The sequence below is a fragment of the Vibrio rubrogenes genome (assembly GCF_059641415.1).
Genome location: NZ_JCARSY010000011.1, coordinates 118,640 through 138,436 on the forward strand (window position 1 = coordinate 118,640; position 19,797 = coordinate 138,436).

General features: G+C 45.8%; 17 protein-coding genes. 10 read left to right on the forward strand and 7 right to left on the reverse strand.

The window, feature by feature from the left end; genetic code table 11:
- Positions 1 to 9: 9 nt before the first annotated feature.
- Together AC55NX_RS10440 and AC55NX_RS10445 are read left to right on the forward strand one after the other, a co-directional pair.
- Positions 10 to 510, forward strand: a complete 501-nt coding sequence (locus AC55NX_RS10440) for a response regulator (protein ID WP_496995673.1) — start codon at positions 10 to 12, stop codon at positions 508 to 510.
- A gap of 279 nt (positions 511 to 789) precedes the next feature.
- Positions 790 to 1,338, forward strand: coding sequence for a hypothetical protein (locus tag AC55NX_RS10445; protein ID WP_496995674.1), 549 nt, complete (start codon positions 790 to 792; stop codon positions 1,336 to 1,338).
- Between the two features lie 65 nt (positions 1,339 to 1,403).
- Here the strand turns inward: AC55NX_RS10445 and AC55NX_RS10450 are convergent, their stop codons facing one another.
- Positions 1,404 to 2,009, reverse strand: coding sequence for a TfoX/Sxy family DNA transformation protein (locus tag AC55NX_RS10450; protein ID WP_496995675.1), 606 nt, complete (start codon positions 2,007 to 2,009; stop codon positions 1,404 to 1,406).
- Positions 2,010 to 2,327: 318 nt separating this feature from the next.
- On the opposite strand from AC55NX_RS10450, the gene AC55NX_RS10455 reads away from it, so the two are divergent.
- The 5 genes from AC55NX_RS10455 to AC55NX_RS10475 all read left to right on the forward strand — a co-directional run bounded on the left by AC55NX_RS10455 (position 2,328) and on the right by AC55NX_RS10475 (position 8,548).
- The gene (locus AC55NX_RS10455; protein ID WP_496995699.1) at positions 2,328 to 3,248 is read left to right on the forward strand and encodes an HDOD domain-containing protein; all 921 of its coding nucleotides are present in this window, start codon (positions 2,328 to 2,330) and stop codon (positions 3,246 to 3,248) included.
- 142 nt (positions 3,249 to 3,390) lie between these two features.
- Complete coding sequence (gene panP, locus AC55NX_RS10460) at positions 3,391 to 5,043, forward strand: pyridoxal-dependent aspartate 1-decarboxylase PanP (protein ID WP_496995676.1); 1,653 nt, start codon at positions 3,391 to 3,393, stop codon at positions 5,041 to 5,043.
- Positions 5,044 to 5,368: 325 nt separating this feature from the next.
- Positions 5,369 to 6,223, forward strand: a complete 855-nt coding sequence (locus AC55NX_RS10465; protein ID WP_496995677.1) for a MurR/RpiR family transcriptional regulator — start codon at positions 5,369 to 5,371, stop codon at positions 6,221 to 6,223.
- Positions 6,224 to 6,400: 177 nt separating this feature from the next.
- Positions 6,401 to 6,667, forward strand: a complete 267-nt coding sequence (locus AC55NX_RS10470; protein WP_038178314.1) for a GrxA family glutaredoxin — start codon at positions 6,401 to 6,403, stop codon at positions 6,665 to 6,667.
- A gap of 198 nt (positions 6,668 to 6,865) precedes the next feature.
- On the forward strand, positions 6,866 to 8,548 hold the full coding sequence (locus AC55NX_RS10475; protein ID WP_496995678.1) for an aspartate:alanine antiporter: 1,683 nt from the start codon (positions 6,866 to 6,868) through the stop codon (positions 8,546 to 8,548).
- A 127-nt stretch (positions 8,549 to 8,675) separates the two neighbouring features.
- Here AC55NX_RS10475 and fabV read toward each other — a convergent pair whose 3' ends face one another.
- Positions 8,676 to 9,878: an enoyl-ACP reductase FabV gene (fabV, locus tag AC55NX_RS10480; RefSeq protein WP_496995679.1), complete on the reverse strand. Its 1,203-nt coding sequence runs from the start codon at positions 9,876 to 9,878 to the stop codon at positions 8,676 to 8,678.
- 410 nt (positions 9,879 to 10,288) lie between these two features.
- Here fabV and AC55NX_RS10485 point away from each other — a divergent pair, with 410 nt between their 5' ends.
- Positions 10,289 to 11,221: a 1-aminocyclopropane-1-carboxylate deaminase/D-cysteine desulfhydrase gene (locus AC55NX_RS10485; RefSeq protein ID WP_496995680.1), complete on the forward strand. Its 933-nt coding sequence runs from the start codon at positions 10,289 to 10,291 to the stop codon at positions 11,219 to 11,221.
- Here the strand turns inward: AC55NX_RS10485 and AC55NX_RS10490 are convergent.
- The 3 genes from AC55NX_RS10490 to AC55NX_RS10500 form a co-directional block, all read right to left on the reverse strand.
- Positions 11,218 to 12,582 carry a TrkH family potassium uptake protein gene (locus tag AC55NX_RS10490; protein ID WP_496995681.1) on the reverse strand — a complete coding sequence of 455 codons (1,365 nt, stop codon included), beginning with the start codon at positions 12,580 to 12,582 and terminating at the stop codon, positions 11,218 to 11,220. The genes AC55NX_RS10485 and AC55NX_RS10490 overlap by 4 nt on opposite strands.
- Before the next feature lies 1 nt (position 12,583).
- Positions 12,584 to 13,237 (reverse strand): potassium channel family protein, encoded by a 654-nt coding sequence (locus tag AC55NX_RS10495; RefSeq protein ID WP_496995682.1) that lies wholly within the window; start codon positions 13,235 to 13,237, stop codon positions 12,584 to 12,586.
- Between the two features lie 104 nt (positions 13,238 to 13,341).
- On the reverse strand, positions 13,342 to 14,400 hold the full coding sequence (locus AC55NX_RS10500) for an FAD:protein FMN transferase (RefSeq protein WP_496995683.1): 1,059 nt from the start codon (positions 14,398 to 14,400) through the stop codon (positions 13,342 to 13,344).
- 316 nt (positions 14,401 to 14,716) lie between these two features.
- Between AC55NX_RS10500 and AC55NX_RS10505 the strand changes: the two genes are divergently transcribed.
- Complete coding sequence (locus tag AC55NX_RS10505) at positions 14,717 to 16,456, forward strand: ABC transporter ATP-binding protein (RefSeq protein ID WP_496995684.1); 1,740 nt, start codon at positions 14,717 to 14,719, stop codon at positions 16,454 to 16,456.
- Entirely contained in the window at positions 16,453 to 18,237 is a 1,785-nt protein-coding gene (locus AC55NX_RS10510) for an ABC transporter ATP-binding protein (RefSeq protein ID WP_496995685.1), read from the forward strand. The genes AC55NX_RS10505 and AC55NX_RS10510 overlap by 4 nt, the downstream gene beginning before the upstream one ends.
- A gap of 82 nt (positions 18,238 to 18,319) precedes the next feature.
- On the opposite strand, the gene AC55NX_RS10515 is transcribed toward AC55NX_RS10510, so the two are convergent.
- Both AC55NX_RS10515 and AC55NX_RS10520 read right to left on the reverse strand, forming a co-directional pair.
- Positions 18,320 to 18,853 (reverse strand): NifB/NifX family molybdenum-iron cluster-binding protein, encoded by a 534-nt coding sequence (locus AC55NX_RS10515; RefSeq protein WP_496995686.1) that lies wholly within the window; start codon positions 18,851 to 18,853, stop codon positions 18,320 to 18,322.
- Between the two features lie 376 nt (positions 18,854 to 19,229).
- Complete coding sequence (locus AC55NX_RS10520; protein WP_059120602.1) at positions 19,230 to 19,505, reverse strand: DUF134 domain-containing protein; 276 nt, start codon at positions 19,503 to 19,505, stop codon at positions 19,230 to 19,232.
- Between the last annotated feature and the right edge of the window lie 292 nt (positions 19,506 to 19,797).

Here is a 19,797-nt window from a genome sequence, read left to right on the forward strand (position 1 = left end):
GAGCACACTATGAATCGACGTTATTTGATCCTCTGTGTTGATGACGAACGGGAAATTTTGGACAGTGTGGTCCAAGACTTGGACTGCTTTGAAGATGATTTCGTCGTTGAGGCAGCCCAGTCGGTATCGGAGGCAAAAGAAGTCCTGTCTGACTGTCAACAACAAGACATTCCTCTGGCACTGATTCTATGTGATCACATCATGCCGGAACAGACCGGTATTCAATTCCTGATAGAGCTCAATGCCGATCCGCAAACGGCAACGGCACGCAAAGTTCTCCTGACCGGACAGGCTGGACTCGATGATACCGTCACAGCAATCAATCATGCCGGTTTGGATTTTTATATCAGTAAACCCTGGCAAGGAGATGCACTTCGCCAAGCCATTAAACACCAACTCACTCAGTATATGATTCAGAACGAAACCGACCTGTCACCTTGGATGAAGATACTGGATACAGCGGAAATACTCGCTGCCCTGTCGCAGCGACGTCGTGAATTTGGCGAGTAATTCGAAGCGCTGATGAAGCCAGAGTACTGTTGAAGAATGGTTAAGCGGTCTTCGATAGTCATTCGCTTGCAATGGCTATCATTTCCCTCACCAATAATAGAGGTGTGTTTTGACTCTCATTTATGGCATTGTATTTGCAAATGATTCACTCACACGACAAAAGCATGACACTCTTAAGGTAGCATTATACCTCCCATCCGGTTTATGATGTGTTAAAGGGTTGATTGAAGGCAGAATTACTGCCATTTTACAGGGATTCTAAATAAGATAGGTTCGGTTATGCGTAAAATTATTAGTGCAACAGTGTTGTTACTAGCCTCTGGTTATACATTTGCAGCGGTAGATCCAAACAGTCCATCGGTGATGAGCAATTTCAGTTATGACTACTATGAAGCTCGGATAGGTATTAGTCCCAATACTTATGGTGCTGGTTTGAGTATGTCAGTTCATCCCAATGCGCATGTGATAGGACGAGTCGATTCAAAACTTGAAGGCGATTACGATCTAACAGGCGGTTTAGGCTTCCACGCGCCAATTAACAACTGGGCTGATTTCACAGGTGAAATGTTAGTCCGCATGGTTGATTACGATGACTCCCGAGGCAGTGATACCGGTATGGAATTGAATCTGGGTGTTCGCCAGTGGTTGGGGCCACAACTTGAAGTCGGTGGCAAAGTGGGTTATCTGAGCATTGATAGTAATGATGATTGGTTGGGTGCTGCCTACGCTCGCTTCCACTCTACAGAATTGTTCTCGGTTGCTGCTGAAGCTCGCTTTAATGACACATATGATGATCAAATCATCTTAAGTGCCCGCTTCAAATACTGATTTGAACGATTGACCTGATTACTCATGACTAATACAGCCAAGTTAAGCGACTTGGCTGTTCAATATTATCCCTCCTCTATTTCTATCAGGATGCAGCATTCATTCAACAACTGTTGTTTACGCCTTTCCGGAATCAGTTTCCAGTGTACTTCTTCAATGGCTCCCACAAATTTCCACAACAGTTTGATGTCTGTCGTGGTGCCATACAGTTGCCTGACTTTGATAAAGGCTTTCAAAGCACCCAGCTTAAAGAATGTGGCAACATCCGGAATCCCTGATTTCTTCATCATCCGCTCGATGGTCAAGTGTAAATTGGGTAAATCTCTCAAGCGTCGGTTCGACAATGCATATTTTTGCTTTTTCTGAAAAATAGCCAATGTCTTTGAACGGCTGATGAGATCTCCCAGATAGGGATAACCGGATTGAAATAATTCAGTAATATCATAATAATTCACTTTAGAAATACTTTGTTTTTTAACAAAGACATATTTTGCACAGTTTAAAGCATTTAATTTTTCATCCAGAATACCTCCACCTCGAATATAAATATGATTTGTGCTGATTAAAGCAAACATTGCATCTTGCCAAAATAGCCCGATATCCCCAAATATTGACTTCGTGTCAAAGTTTTCTCTTTCCATTAAGTAATCAAAAAATTTTGTTGCTATCATTTACCCTAGCCTCAGTAGTCGTTATACGTATATTTCAGGCTGACTTCATAGGCGATAACTCGGAGATTCATAGCGGGAACATCCGAGCTATCGCCTTGTTGTCGGTTTAAAAGATATAACGAATTGATTTCTAAAATCTCGGCACGGGGTGTGAAATGAGTCCCATCAAAACCAGAGCAATTACACAGAGATAATAAATATGCGTGTGTATTCTCAATTTGAACGTAAGACCGATATTTTTTATAACTCACCGATAATTCATTGCGGTGCTGTCAGTGCAACGCTAAAATAACGTAAATAGCAACGAATCTGATGAATATGAATCACGTCTCTTTTTTTTGGCTTCCGAGTGATCAACAAGCCTTATTTCAGGCAATTGAAACCGAATTTGCTCAAATGGTTGAATTGTCTATACGAAGCGGAAAGATAGAACTCCCCCCGATCCCTCAGGTCGTGCTGGAGATCCAGAAGCTTTGTTTGGATGAAACGACGACGGTCACTGATGTCGCGGAGTGTTTAATCGATGATCCGGGCTTGACAGCTGTTGTCCTGCGTATTGCGAATTCCGTCATTTTTAATTCCAGAAGTATTGCCTATAGCGATATCAACACGGCCGTATCCAGACTTGGTATTTTTCGAGTCAGAGACATTGTCACGGCACAGGCAGTGAAGCAACTGAAATACTCGGTGAATCTTCGGGATGACTGTAATCAAATCCTGCGCCAAAGTGCGACCAACTCAAGAAAGTTATGTGCAACGATGGTTCTGGTTACCAACGCATTTAAGCATCTGGATCCACAGGAATATGCTTATCTGGAATCAGATAAAGCATTGCTCGTCGGTCTATTAGCGGATATCGGGTTATTCTGCTTACTCAACGAATACCACCTCTATCTTGAACAAGGCAACTACCTTGATCATGACTTGGCAATGCGTATTTTTGAATCTCGCTGTAACAGGACCAGCTATCATGTCCTCAAAACATGGGGATTTGATCAGGATTTTCTTTCTGTGGCATCAAACAAAGAGAGACTGCATAAACCAAGAGAAGTCTCTTATCTTGATGTCGCCAAAATTGCTTACCACTTACTGCTGTTCCGTGAACAAGATGAAAGCATTGACGACCATGAGGTAGAAATCAACGCAACCGGGGCTGAAGTCTTGTACGAATTAAGTAACTTATCAGATAACGACTTTAAATCTCAGATTCGTTCGATCATTCATTCATCTGGATTTTGACCCTCTGATTATTGAGTCACCCAATATAGCCATCATTGAGACAATGGCTGTTTGGCAAGCCCATCAATTAATACGGGACATTCATGACATTTTCGTTTAGATTGTCCCGCCAGAATAGGCCACGACACGATTTAATAGCTTTATGGTTTTAAAAAGCAAAACAGCGGAAGCCAATTTTGATAGCCTGCTTCGAATTTTTACCATACCGGAAGGTCCGGGGTCCACGCTGACCCAAATCGAAGAAGAGATTTCTCAGAACCTCAATCAGTTCTTACGAGAACATATCGTTTCCGAAGAAAAGCCGCTGAAAGCAATTGAGCAAGATTTTCTATCCTCACAGATTCCGGAACAACCGGTGTTTGTCTCTGAGCATACCCAGCATTTGCTGGATAAGGTTGTTGCTCAATCGGTCCATACTTCGGCTCCCAGTTTTATCGGTCATATGACATCTGCACTGCCCTATTTTCTGATGCCGCTGTCAAAAATCATGATCGCTCTGAACCAAAACCTAGTCAAAATTGAAACGTCGAAAGCCTTTACCCCACTCGAACGTCAGGTCATCGGCATGTTACACCGACTTATCTATGCGGGTAGCGAAGACTTTTACACTCAGTGGATGCATAGTGCCAACCATTCTCTGGGGGCATTTAGCTCTGGTGGCACCATCGCCAACATCACAGCCTTATGGGTCGCCCGCAATAATGCTCTCAAAGCTCAGGGCGCATTTCAGGGGGTTGAGAAAGAAGGTCTGTTCCGGGCGATGAAACATTATGGCTATGAAGGGTTAGCGATTCTGGTCTCAGAACGTGGCCATTATTCGTTAAAAAAAGCAGCGGATTTACTGGGAATCGGCCAACAAGGGTTAGTGGTCATTCCGACTGATGAACATAATAAAATCAAACCCGATGCACTCCAAACCACGATACGACAACTGAAGCAGCAGCAGATTTTACCATTTGCAGTGGTGGGCGTTGCCGGGACAACTGAAACTGGCAATATCGACCCACTCGCTGAAATAGCAGCAATCTGTCAGCAGGAACAGTGTCATTTTCATGTCGATGCGGCTTGGGGTGGTGCAACATTGATGTCACATCAATACCGCCATCTGCTAAGCGGTATAGAACTAGCCGATTCGGTAACAATTGATGCCCATAAACAACTTTACCTGCCGATGGGCGCCGGGATGGTGCTGTTTAAGTCCCCCACATCAAGTCATGCGATTGAGCATCATGCTCAGTATATTCTCCGTGAAGGGTCGAAAGATTTAGGCAGCCGGACGCTGGAAGGCTCTCGGTCCGGTATGGCAATGTTGGTCTATGCATGTATGCATATCATCAGTCGGGCGGGTTACGAATTGCTGATCAATGAAAGCATTCAAAAAGCAGCTTATTTTGCCGACCTTATCCGTCAACAGGATGACTTCGAACTCGTTTCAGAACCTGAATTGTGTTTACTGACTTATCGTTATGTCCCCGAACAAGCACGTCTCGCCTTGCAACACAGTACTGGTGATGCCCTTGCTCAACTCAATCAACAACTGAACGAACTGACAAAATTTATTCAGAAAAAACAAAGAGAATCCGGCAAATCATTCGTTTCCCGGACGCAGCTGACACCGAAACGTTGGCAGTATCTCAATACCATCGTGTTCCGTGTCGTACTTGCCAATCCGTTGACCACCAAAGATATCTTACATGCAGTTTTGGAAGAACAGCGACATATTGCCGCGTTAGCACCCACATTACTGCGCCAAATCCAACGCTCAGCAGAACGCATTCTGTCAGGCAACATATAATATGCATTTCCTGTTTTCGGTCACTCGATCACATCTGATGAAATTTTATTTCTGACTGATGTAAGAAATGAATCATTTTGTCTCGGAGAAATACTGTTTTTTCAGATTTAGCGGTAAAATTGAGGGATCATATGAAATTTAGTTTGAGGCCTGTCATATTCTTATCATTTGATAACCTGAAATGTTACAGAATTACCGGTGCATACGTTTATACTCATTTCCCATGCCCGCTTCGTGATGAATATTGAATGCTTTGGGTATCATGATTCGATATCACCAGTGATCAGGTCGAATTCCTGAAATGTTCTTTTCCCGTGTGAACACTATGAATACATTAGAAAAAATTCAAAAAAATCTGGAAAATTTTAGCAAGTCTGAACGCAAAGTTGCAGAAGTCATTATGGCGTCACCACAAACTGCAATTCATTCCAGTATTGCAACCCTTGCCAAAATGGCTGACGTGAGTGAGCCCACGGTAAACCGCTTCTGTCGTCGTTTGGATACCAAAGGTTTTCCGGACTTTAAACTTCATCTCGCCCAAAGTCTGGCAAATGGGACACCCTATGTGAACCGTAATGTCGAAGAAGATGATGGCCCGGATGCATACACGCATAAGATTTTTGAATCAACCATGGCTTGCCTTGATGTTGCTAAAAACAGCATCGACACTGCACAAATTAACCGTGCCGTTGATTTATTGACTCAAGCCAAGAGAATTTCATTTTTTGGCTTGGGGGCTTCTTCCGCAGTCGCGCGTGATGCACAGAATAAGTTTATTCGCTTTAATATTCCGATCTCCTGTTTTGAAGATATTGTCATGCAGCGTATGAGCTGTATCAATTGCACCGATAATGATGTGGTTGTCTTGATCTCTCATACTGGCCGAACCAAAAGTCAGGTTGAGATCGCGCATCTTGCAAAACAGAATGGTGCCACCGTCATTGCCATCACCGCCAAAGATTCGCCGCTCGATCAGGTTAGTTCACTCTCCATCTGTCTGGACGTCCCGGAAGATACCGATGTCTATATGCCAATGGCAAGTAGAGTGGTTCAGATGACGGTGATTGACGTGCTCGCAACCGGCTTTACGTTACGTCGCGGCTCAGGATTCCGGGAAAACCTCAAACGCGTCAAAGATGTATTGAAAGATTCTCGCTACGATAAGTTGCCTCAGTTCTGACACGAACAGCATATCCTTAAGATTTTGATCTCATGTGGGCCATCGCGGCCCACATTTCTTTCCGTGACAGGTCATCGATTACATCGTTTTAACCTATTAAAACAAGAGGCAGATGTAACTTTATTTCCGAAGTGACTTCAGGCATAGTTACGCCAACAACACATGAAGGAGAAAGTTATGTTTGTAGTGATCTTTGGTCGTCCCGGCTGCCCATTCTGTGTTCGGGCAAAAGAACATGCAGAAACGTTGAAAGCAAAACGTGACGATTTTAATTTCCGCTACGTGGATATCCAGGCAGAAGGCATCAGCAAAGCTGATTTGGAAAAAACCGTAGGCAAGCCCGTTGAAACCGTACCGCAAATCTTCATCGACCAGACTCATATTGGTGGCTGTACTGAATTCGAGGCTTATGCTAAAGAAAATCTGGGTCTTTTTGACGAATAATACCGACCTGACTAACCTGCCAATTATCCTGGCAGGTTTTGCTTTTCTGACGCTCTGGCGCACTAATTCTTCCCCCTCTTCCCCTCGTTAAGATTAAAATTCTTCTTTGTGCCAAAAAGCCTGAAAAATACCCTTATTTTTTCTTATATTTCAGATACAATTTACCAGCCATCTTTTTCCACATCCCTGAGTCGAGTTGTGAATATAAACGTTGTTTTGCTGTTAAAAGAAAACCCTATTCTGCTTATTTTTGTTGTTCTGGCGAGTGGTCTGGCGCTGGGGAAAATTCGTTTCGGTAGCCTGCAGGTCGGCAACTCCATCGGAGTTCTCGTCACCTCACTCTTCATGGGCCACCTCGGATTTTCTCTGAATTCAGAAGCGCTCACCATCGGTTTCATGCTGTTTATTTATTGCGTCGGTATCGAAGCGGGACCAAACTTTTTCGGTATCTTTTTCCGAGATGGAAAGCACTACCTGATCTTAAGCCTGACGGTTCTCATCATTGCCAATCTAATCACTTATTTCGGGGGCAAAGCCCTTCATCTGGATTACGGCTTGTCTGCGGGGATGATGGCTGGCGCACTGACCTCAACACCGATCCTCGTCGGAGCCCAAGATGCCTTAGGTTCCGGACTGGCGGAAATTCCCCGTAATATGGAGATGTCCCGCGTACTGGAGAACGTCTCCGTCGGCTATGCGATTGCTTATCTTATCGGCCTTATCAGTATGATTATGTTTGCAAAGCTGCTGCCGAGACTGCAAAAACAGAACCTCTCAGATTCAGCTCAGCAAATTGCCCGGGAGCGCGGCTTAGGCCATAACGGACAGCGGAAAGTTTACTTACCCATTATTCGTGCTTATCGGGTAGGAAAAGAGCTGACAGACTGGATTGACGGCCGTAATCTTCGTGAATTGGGGATCTACCGTCAAACGGGCTGTTACATTGAGCGCATCCGACGTAATGGCATTTTAGCTCATCCGGATGGTGACGCGATTTTGCAAGAAGGCGATGAAATCGCGCTAGTCGGTTTTCCTGACAGCCACGCGAGGCTGGATCCCAGTTTCAGAAACGGTAAAGAAGTCTTTGACCGCAACTTGCTTGACCTACGCATTTCAGAAGAAGAAATCGTGGTTAAAAGCGACAGCATGGTCGGCAAACGGCTGTCTGACCTGAATCTTTCCGAGTATGGCTGTTTTCTCAACCGCGTGGTCCGGGCACAGATTGAAATGCCAATGGACTCAGATATTGTGCTCACCAAAGGTGACCTCCTTCAGGTCAGTGGTGAAAAAAGCCGGGTACAAGGGCTCGCAGATAAAATCGGTTTCATCTCGATCCACAGTCAAATGGCAGATTTGTTGGCTTTTTGCGCCTTTTTCATCTTTGGGATTACGCTCGGTCTGATTACCATGACCTTCGGTCAAGTCTCTTTTGGTTTAGGTAATGCTGTCGGGTTATTGCTTTCTGGAATTACTCTCGGCTTTTTACGGGCCAATCACCCAACCTTTGGTTATGTCCCGCAAGGTGCACTGAATATGACCAAAGATCTCGGGTTAATGATTTTCATGGTTGGTATCGGCCTGAGTGCCGGTGGTAGTATGTTTCAACACCTGTCAGAAATCGGTATCAAAGTGATTGGTCTGGCTTTTCTGGTCAGTGTCGTCCCGGTATTTTTTGCTTACCTCATTGGCGCTTATGTTCTGAAAATGAACCGGGCGTTACTGTTTGGTGCCATTATCGGAGCAAGAACCTGCGCACCGGCAATGGATATCGTCAATGACTATGCGAAATCAACCATCCCTGCGCTCGGATATGCAGGGACGTATACCATTGCCAACATTTTGATGACCCTGACAGGAACCGTCATCATTTTACTGAGTTAGTGAATCAGGGTTTATTCCTGTGCCGATGCTGCTCAACACAGCATCTATCATAAGTGCATCATTTCGGATCAAAAAAAGCGCCATTACGGCGCTTTTTCACTTCTCAATCGAATCAATCGAAAACAAATCAGATATCAATCACGTCAAACTCAACGGCCGGATTCACATCCGCATCATAATCGACGCCATCAATACCAAAACCAAACAGTTTCAGAAATTCTTCTTTATATGCTTCATAATCTGTCAGCTGTTTGAGGTTTTCCGTGGTGATCTGTGGCCACAACTCACGGCAATGCTGCTGAATATCGTCTCTCAGTTCCCAGTCATCAAGACGCAGACGATTGTTGTCATCCACGGCCGGTACCTGACCATCAGCACGATACAGTCGCTCACTAAACAGACGATAGATCTGCTCCATACATCCTTCATGAACCCCTTCTTCACGCATCTTTTTAAACACCATAGAGATGTAAAGCGGCATGACAGGAATTGCAGAACTGGCTTGCGTTACAACCGATTTCAATACAGTCACATTTGCAGAGCCCTGTTTTGCGCTTAGTTGCTGGTTCAGCGCTGTTGCAGCACGGTCTAAGTCCATCTTCGCACGACCCAGTGCACCGTCCCAATAGATTGGCCAAGTCAGCTCAGTACCGATATAGCTATACGCGACTGTTTTACAGCCGTCTGCCAGTACACCCGCGTCGTTCAATGCGTTGATCCACAGTTCCCAGTCCTGGCCGCCCATGACTGTCACAGTGTCTTCAATTTCCTGCTCAGTTGCCGGTTCAATGCTGGCTTCAATAATGACATCCCGATTGGTATCAACAGCAGTTGAAGTGTAAGTTTCACCAATTGGTTTCAGCGCTGAACGAACCAATTCGCCACTATCGGGCATTTTTCTGACAGGGGATGCCAAAGAATAGACAACCAGATCAATCTGACCCAAATCTTGCCGAATCAGCTCAATTGCTTTCTGTTTTGCTTCATGGGAAAAAGCATCGCCATTAATACTTTTCGCATAGAGGCCAGCTTCATGTGCACATTTATCAAACGCAGCAGCATTATAAAATCCTGCGGTACCGGGTTTCTTCTCAGTTCCCGGTTTTTCGAAGAAAACACCGATCGTTGCCGCACCACCACCAAATGCCGCAGCAATACGTGATGAAAGTCCATAGCCACTGGAAGAACCGACAACCAGTACGCGCTTAGGCGCATTGTCGATGCTTCCTTGTGATTGAGTATAAGCGATCTGCTCTCTGACATTCGCTTCACACCCGACTGGATGTGTTGTCGTACAAATAAATCCACGAATTTTAGGTTTGATGATCATATTCAACTTCCTTTAAAAAACCCCGTAAGAATAAAAGTTTCGCTTCGAAATCTCACCCTATTTCTTAAGATTTCCCCTCAAAAAGCGAGTGGTTGGATCTCTTTTCACTATTTCCAACGCTAAAAATGGAGTTATTCCATTGAAAAATATATAAATTCTATTCATCCGGCTTCACTAGTGCCACTGATTCAAACGAAAAAAATGAAAACATGAGGAACTATCCGGGATATCACCAGTCTGATTTAACAAGATTGACAGAAATGTTGGATAACTTTTTTGTCAATACTGCTTTTTCTTGTTAACTCCTATTTATAGTGGCCAGTACAGGTTGTACTGGCTTTTTTTTGTCTTGCTTTTTTTGCCTTGAGTACGCCTTGTGATAGCGATCAACTCAAGCTATGCTTGCCTGCATGAATATATTGACCCATAGCCCGACGACCGAGCACACCTTTGACGGCAAGCATTTCTATCTCAAACGAGATGATTTGCTTCATCCTCAGTTTTCAGGCAACAAAGCCCGCAAACTGATGACATTGCTTGATGCGCCGCTGCCTCAAATCAAGACGTTGATCAGCTATGGTTCTCCGCAAGCCAATTCTCTTTACTCATTTGCCGCACTGGCACAACTCAGAGGCTGGCAGTTTGAATATTACGTTGATCATATTCCTCAGTGGTTGACCGGACATCCGCAGGGTAACTACAAAGCAGCACTGGCACTCGGTGCAACAATCTATCCCACAGGACAACATCCAACCGCAGCGATGCACCCTTGTGATTATATTCAACAGGTTCGTTGTCCTGATGAGACTTGCCTGGTCTTGCCCGAAGGCGGACGGAGTGATATTGCTCAGCCGGGCATTACAGCACTCGGGGATGAAATCATCGACTGGTGCAATAAACACCAGATTGAGCGCCCTGTCGTCGCGCTTCCCTCTGGCACCGGCACCACAGCCCTCTATTTACATCAACACCTTGCTTCTCATCAGATTCAAGTGCTGACCTGTGCCTGTGTCGGTGGTGAATCTTACCTGAAGAAACAGTGGGATATGCTGGCAGCCACCAGCTATCCGACCATTTTGTCTGTGTCGCAGAAACATCATTTTGGCAAATTGTATCGCGAAGACTACACGCTCTGGCTGAATCTCTGTCGCGAAACCCAAGTCGAATTTGATTTACTTTATGACCCGCTGATGTGGCGCTGTCTGCAAAACTGGTTAACTGAACATGCTGATACACCGCTGATCTATATCCATCAAGGCGGTTTACTGGGCAATGTCAGTATGCAGGCCCGATACCGGCGCAAATACGCAGATTTACCCCCGCCTCACAAATATAACGGTTAACCAATGACGAGTTTGGTCTCAGGATAACGCAAACGGTGCGTTCTGGGGCTGGCAAGAAAATAAGCGATGGTGAGTGGCCCTAACCGGCCGATAAACATCATCAGCATAATAATCACCTCACCGGTTTCAGACAGCGACGCAGTCAAACCCCGGGAAAGCCCGACGGTTCCCAATGCCGAAATGGCTTCAAAAATAATATCGATCATCGGCGCATGTTCGCTCAGCAGTAAACCGAAAATAGCCATCCAAGTGACACCGATAGAAATAACGGTCAGCGCCAATGCTTTATTAATCGTCTCTTTGGGAATTTCTCGTTTAAACACCTGAATTGCGGCATCTCGCCGCAGATAACCATATGTTGCCAGAATCAGAACAATGAATGTCACCACTTTAATGCCGCTGGCGGTACTCATCGATCCGCCACCGATAAACATCAGCACCAGCATTACAGATGTGGTTGCATCTTTAAGCTGATCGATCGCCAGCGTATTGAATCCGGCGGTTCTCGGTGTCACCGCTTGAAACCATGAAGCCAGCCACTTCCCCCCTTCGCTCAAAGGTGCCAGCGTATGGGGATTATCGTATTCAATACAATAAATCAGAATCACGGCCACCGCGTTAATGATGATTGTCCCGGAGATCATCAATTTGCTGTACGGTGTCAGCAGAACCCAGCGGCGATTGCGAATTAAATCCTGCCAGACAGAAAATCCCAGTCCCCCGATAATAAACAACCCGGTAATCGTCAGATTCACCACCGGATCCGAGACATACGGCATCAGGCTACGGCTATCGAGAGCAAACCCGGCATTGTTAAACGCACTGATGGTGTAAAAGAAGCCGTGAAATAAACTGGTTTTCCACCCTAATTCCGGCAACCAGTAAAGCGATAAAATAATCATGCCGATCGATTCGACGATCAAAGAAAAATATAAAACGGATTTTGCGGTAGAAACTAATGTGGAGGCATCGGTCTGATTGAAGGCTTCTCTGATCACTGTCCGCTGCAAGAAATTAATTTTCCCCCCCAATGCAATTAACGTCACAACCGCGAATGTCATCAGTCCCAACCCGCCGAACTGGATCAATATGGCAATGATGACCTGACCAAAGACAGTAAACGCCGTCCCTGTATCTACCACAGAGAGCCCGGTCACAGTCACAGCTGAGGTGGCAGTAAACAGGCTGTGTGCCCAACTGATTGGTGTCACGGTTGCCAGAGGCAGTTTCAGCAAGCATGTTCCCAGTAAAATCAGCAACAGAAAACTGGCACATAAGATAATCGGTGGCGCGGCAGCAATCTTTCGCCTCGCTTTCGATCTTCTGACTATCGGAGATGTAGACGGATGCCATGCTGCCATGTCACACCAACCTTGGTGCAATCTGTTCTAAGGCTTCTCTCGTTCCGCACAGCAAAAAAGTATCGTTTTCCTGTAAGAGAAAATCTTGAGGCAGTCGGGTAAACGTCTCCCGGCCGCGTTTCACCAGAATCGCATCCACATCGCCTTGAGTTTTACTGAGCAAGGTCGAAATGGGCTGGTCATGAAGCGCTGACTTGACCTCAATATCCACCACATATAACCCATGTCCGATCGACAGATAATTATTCACCATCGGATAATTCAAGGCTTGTGCAATGCGCACGCCCATCTCTTCTTCCGGGTGAATAATCCTCGCCACACCGAGTTTCGACACAATGGTATGATGGGCTTTAGAGCTGGCTTTCACCCAGATCTCTTTTACACCAAGATTCTTTAACGCCAGAATACAGAGCAAACTCGACTCCAGATCTTCACCAATCGCAACGAGTACGGCATTACTCGCTGCCAGATCCAGTTCTCTGAGGGCATGTTCATCCGTCACATCACAAATGATAGATTGCGTCAGTTCTTCGACATACAGCTCAGCAATTTTCGGATTTCGATCCACGCCGGTCACCGTATGCCCGAGATGAATCAACTCCAGACTTGCTGCAACGCCAAACCGCCCTAAACCAATCACTGTAAAATGTGCCATACTTTTCACCTCTTCCTCAGGTTACCCTGTATTTGCCGTTACTAACCCGATTACTAACCGCAATTTCTAAAACCGATGATTCCTTGCGAAAATCACTCTCAGGATTATTCCTGATGGAACAGAACCCGTTTTGAGTGTTCCAGGGCCGGGCTCTGCTGATCAATAAATTTTCCTTGTGCTGCACGGATAAAGAACACCTCTAGGTTCTCCTGTTGGGCGACCTGATAACCAGCTTGCGGGCCAAGGCATAACATTGCAGTTGCCCATGCGTCACTTTCTGCGGGAATCTGGCCGAATACTGAGGCAGATACCAGATCGTGCGTCACAGAGGCACCGGTTCGCGGATCAAGAATGTGAGAATATGATTGGCCATCAGCATCAAAAGAGCGGCGATAAGTCCCTGATGTATCCAAGGTCACACCTTGTTCAGCTTGAATAGTCACAATCTTATAGGGCTGAATATCATCATCTTTATGGATTGGGCGCTCAATGGCAATTCGCCACTTCGAACCATCGGGTTTGTGACCTTTGATTTTCATGTCCCCGCCAAACTCAACCAGATAATTGACAACCCCGTGAGATTCCAAGATCGCACTGAGCTTACCAATCGTATAGCCTTCACCCATCGAAGAGAAATCGAGCTGTACCTGCGGCAAAGTTTTACGAATGCGTTTGCCCTGTTCATCTACCTCAATTTTATCCAGCCCCAGCTCAGCTTTCACAGCAGCAATTTGCTGACTATCCGGGACTTTGAAATCACTTTTTCGAAATCCCCACAGATTAAACAATGGCCCTACCGTCGGGTCATAACATCCTTGGGTTTTCTGATTCACCCGGCGTGCAATCTTCAAGAGTTCGATGAAATCATCGGAGGCTGGTTGCCATTCGGTCGAGTGACTCTGGTTAAACTTTGAAATGTAAGAATCATCACGATAAGTCGATAACTCTTTATCAATCTGTGCCAGACGCTGATCAAACAGCGGACGAATTTCATCGGTCGAAACACCCGATTCAGACCACCAACTAATATGATAGGTTGTTCCCTGAGCATAACCTTCCAACTTTTTTAACTCCGGCGTCCGGCTACAGGCCGTAACCATGACAAGGAACAACAACGCAATCACGCAACGAAAACGGTTCAACAACATTCTTTGGGTAAACATAAAGTAACCTGATTGATAAAAAAACTGGCCAAAGTTTAACGGCAGGCAGAAAAGATTACTATACCCAAAGTATCGATGATACGCCCCAAAAACATTGACTTCACAGCGAAAACGCATATCGGGATCCGCTATTTTAGGCCGCGTAACCATCGTCATCGGATAAACAATACCGTGCCAAGTGGAGGTAAGTTCCGGACACTTGACTAGACAAGGTGACTTGGTTTACGTAAGAATGTTCCCGACAAAAATGCAACATACTCAATATGAGCTGCCTAGAGAAGATGAAGGCTCACACGCTTATCCGGATAAAAATCACATGCAATTATTTCAACACCTGGGATGGTTCTTTCGCCGCTATTGGTTTACTTACACATTAGCGTTACTCATGCTCTTCATCGTCGCACTGATTAATATGGCCATTCCATGGTTTATCGGTCAAACCATTGACCATCTGCTTGCCACCCGGACCATGGCACAAGCAAAATACGACCTACTCGGCTTATTGCTCGCCAGTATCATTGTCTACCTTCTCCGTTATGGCTGGCGCCGGATGTTATTCGGCACGTCCTATAAGCTGGGCAATCTCTTACGTCAGCAATTTTATCAGCGTCTGACCCGGCAAGGACAGGCATTCTATAATCACCACTCAACCGGTGATCTGATGGCGCGTGCGACCAATGATATTGACGCGGTTGAAATCGCTGCGGGTGAAGGGATTTTATCCGGCTTCGATGGGTTGCTGACCTTTATTCTGGTCCTCGTGATGATGTTTATTTTTATTGACTGGCAACTCGCCGCTTTAGCGATCCTCCCCTTTCCATTGATGGGGATCGGATTTTACCGTCTGTCCAGCCAGATTCATCACCAATTCAAAACCACACTTGATCGTTTTTCCTCGTTGAATGAGCAGACACAACAGGCCATGACGGGCATTCGCATGATTAAATCGATGGGCAGAGAGTCAATCGAAGCCAAACAATTTGACCAGATTGCAGAACAGGCTGCCAGCAGCACCTATAAAGTGCAGCGTTCAGAAGCCTTGTTTGATCCCATCATTCAGTTGAGTCTCGGTGCCGCGTTACTCATTGTCTTACTTGCCGGTGGCTGGCAAATTCACGAAGGCCGGTTAACCGTCGGGCAATTAACCAGCTTTACCCTGTACTTATCGGAGTTGATCTGGCCGATGTATGCCTTTGGCTGGTTAATGAATATTTTGCAACGCGGGAATGCAGCCATCGAACGTCTTGATGAGTTACTCGATTTACCCGATACCATTGAAGACCATGGTCAGTTCGCCCCCAAAGGTTATCGTGTGACCGTCAGTCATCTCACCTTTCATTATCCGGAGACCGCTCAGCCCAGCCTGAAAAATGTTTCGTTCCGTTTGAAAGAAAACCGCGTATTTGGCATTGTCGGTGCAACCGGTGCGGGAAAATCAACCCTGCTCCAGCTTTTGATGCGCTACTGGGAATCCGGTGAAGGAGAAATACAAATCGGCGGAACCCCGCTCCGCCAGATTCCGCTGTCTCAACTCCGTTCGCTTTACGCTTATGTCCCTCAGGATGCGTTTCTGTTCAGTGCCACGATAATGGAGAATATTCGCATGGGACGCCCCGGAGCCACCGATGAAGAAGTTTATCAAGCTGCCAAATTAGCCGCGATTGACGATGACATCCGCCAGTTCCCCGACGGCTATCAGACCACTGTCGGAGAGCGGGGCGTAACATTATCCGGAGGACAGCGACAACGTATTTCTATTGCTCGGGCACTGATCAGTGATGCCCCGCTCCTCATTCTCGATGATGCGCTCTCGGCCGTTGATATCCGGACGGAAAAAATCATTATCCAACATTTGCGGCAACGCAAAGCTCAGACACTTATCATTGTCAGTCACCGATTATCAGCCGTTGAGCACGCAGATGAGATTATTGTAATGGCACACGGTGAAGTGATTGAAAGAGGAAAACACCAACAATTGATCGCTGGCGATGGCTGGTATTCACGTATGGCAGCATACCAACAGATGGAACAGGCGATGGAGAGTGCATCCTCATGAATACAAAAAACGCTAAGCAGGATACTAAACACGCCGGATCGCTACGCTTATTGATGAGTTATGTTTTCGCCGACAAAGCGTTATTGGTGAAAACCTTGGTTCTGGTGGTGATTGCGACGGGATTCGAGGTACTGGGCCCACTCTTGAGCAAAGTATTTATCGATGACTTTATTGTGCCGGATCATTATCCGTTCTGGCCGATTGCCGGCATTATCAGTCTGTTTATTCTGTCAACGATCATCGGGACCTACCTCAAGTACCGACAAACACTACGTTTTCTGGATATGGCCTTGTATGCGGTGCTTGATATTCGCAAACGGGTGTTTAAGCACGTTCTGTCTTTACCGATGTCGTATTTCGATTATGCCCGTACCGGGCAACTGGTCAGCCGGATTACCAATGATACCGAGTCAATTAAAGATATTTACGTGCAGTTTTTATCCAATGTGCTGACCAATATCATTCTGCTGATTGGCATTCTGATTGCGATGGCGATTTTGGATATGCAACTGATGCTGGTCGCCCTGTTACTGCTTCCGACAGTCATCGGGTTAATTTATTTATATCAACGCTTTAGTGTCAAAAACGTCACCGACAGCCGCCGTTTACGTTCCGACATTAACGCCACGATGAACGAATCTATCAGTGGTATGACTGTGATTCAGGCAACCAATCAACAACAGGCAAAACTGTCTCAGTTTGATCAGATCAATGCCCATTACTACGATACCCGCCTGAAAACCGTGACGATCTCATCCTTGTTGCTTCGTCCGGCAATTAATTTATTCAGTATTATTGTGCTGGGTAGTGTGGTGTGGTTTTTTGGTCTGCAAGTGGTACAAGGGGTTGCTGAAATCGGGGTGTTATACGCTTACCTTAACTATCTGGGTCGGTTCTCAGAACCGTTAATCGAAATTACCCAACGTTTCGGTTTGTATCAGCAAGCCATTGTTGCCGGTAACCGAGTCTATGAACTGCTTCAGGAATCTTCGGCCAAACCCGAACAAGGCACCTGTTCCCGGATTGATGCCGGCCATCTGACCATCAAAGACTTGAATTTTGCTTACCAGAACAATCATTCGGTTTTGCAGAATATCAATGCCGAGATCAATGCCGGACAATTTTTTGCCATCGTCGGACACACCGGTAGTGGTAAAAGTACCTTAATGAGTCTGTTACTCAATTTTTATCAGCCCCAGTCAGGCACGATCTGTATTGATGGGCATCCCCTTGATGACTTTAGTCATGACGCCTTACGCCAAGGTGTCAGTTTTATTCCGCAGGATCCGTTTATTCTCGCCACAACCATATTTGATAATATCGATATGGGGCGGAATTTAAGCGAGACAGCGGTACACCTTGCTGCACGTCAGGCACATTTGCATGATGTGATTATGGCCATGAATGATGGTTATCAGACCCAGCTCGGTGAAGGGGGATTTCGGCTCTCGACCGGGCAACGTCAACAGCTGATTATCGCCCGTGCCTTGGCGGGCTCGCCCAAAGTGCTGTTACTTGATGAAGCCACGGCGAATGTCGATAGTGAAACCGAACAGGTTGTTCAGCGAGCTCTGAACGATCTGCAAGGTCAGGTCACGCTGATTGTGGTTGCTCATCGCCTGTCCACCATTCGCCATGCCGATCAGATTCTGGTATTGGATCACGGCCATTTGATCGAACAGGGCAACCATCACCAGCTCATGGCCATACCACAAGGCCGATATCGTGCTATGTATCAATTACAGCAGCAGGAAAAACGAGTAGCTCAAGCCGCGGAGTGACAACGTCACCTAAATCACTACATGTCAAACCATGAATGAGAGCCAGATGGCTCTCATTCGTTTATCGTGCATATAGCACTTTTCAGTGATGGCAACAACGCCCTTTTCCATGTCGACGCTGAGGATGTTCATCGTTCTCACCGGTGGCACACTCACCCGGCTCACCGGTCTCGCAACAACGATGCCCCTGACAGCGGGTACGAACAGGGTCATGGTGTCCATGCTGATGTTCCCCGCAACAACCGCCTTGTTGTTGCTTAGTTTGATAATTCACCGACGGACGCCCCTGCTCTGCACAAGTTAGCGGAACCAGTTCATCCGCCGTCTGAATCAGATGCTGAAGATCCTGACGACCAGTCTGCGTTTGAAACACTGCAAATTGGTTTTCGAGTAACCGACTCAGCATTCGCTGACCAATATGACGGACAATCACTCGCTCTACCCGCTCACTCAGGAGTAATACAAGTAATGCCGACTTCCCTGCACAACCGGCGGTCTGTGCAGGATTTTGTTGATGTCCGACAACCTCACCAGACTCATCCATAAAAATAAAATGGTCAGCTTTGGTAAAATGGTTGGCAATACGCTCTTCTTTCATCGGGATAGCAATAATCATCAGAAATAACTCCTGTACTGAATGTTGATCAAACCCAACCGACAAAATGGGTTTAGTCAAAATAAATCATGAACGAAATAAACAGTGGTTTGATGCTTATCGACCCTGCTCCGTCACCGGCAGCATGAAGATTTCGCACCCTAAATAATTAGCATATGCTATTTATAGCTCTATTTTTTGGCATATGCAAATTATAAAAATACAAGACGAGCGCCAAAGCGATAATTCAACAGCAGAACCTGGGAGACATCCCATGACACAATAGACGGGGAAATTACGAAATGCCCCCGAGATACATCGATGTTGTACGTCGGGGGGTTGTCATCAAAGCGGGTTGTGACCAAAGCAGGTTATCAAAAAAGGAGAAGGGGCTAGTTTAATGGCACATCATCAATGCTTTACCATTGACTAAACAGTCCGCAACTTTGAAACGAGCAGCCTTGACCAAATTGGCCAGTGTTTGTCGGGAGACTCCCATTTCGACAGCCGCATCCTGCTGATGCATTCCCTGTAAATCAACCAGACGTAACGCTTCAAATTCATCCGCCGCCAAATCAAGATGCTCAAGCTGACTCATCGGAATACCGTTCGGTTTGAAACAACTATCCGCAGGTTTACCACAAATTACACGAGGAATTTTATTCCGCCCCATCAATTACTCCTCTCAAGGTATGTATCAACAAATCATCAGTCATCTTAATCGAACCATATCAAAGTCGATAGTTTCTCATACGATTAGTTTCTAACATCTCTCAACCACATACTAAGACATCAAGCACAAGTGCTTTAAAGATCTCACCATCATTATTGCAACTTAGACTCCACAGCAAATCCAATCTGTTTGTCATTTATCAACTTATATTCCGAGTTAACAGGCTGAGAAATATAAAATTGTGTCTGATTGTCCCTTTTATAATTTTTTCACATTTTCGGTTTGAACGTTG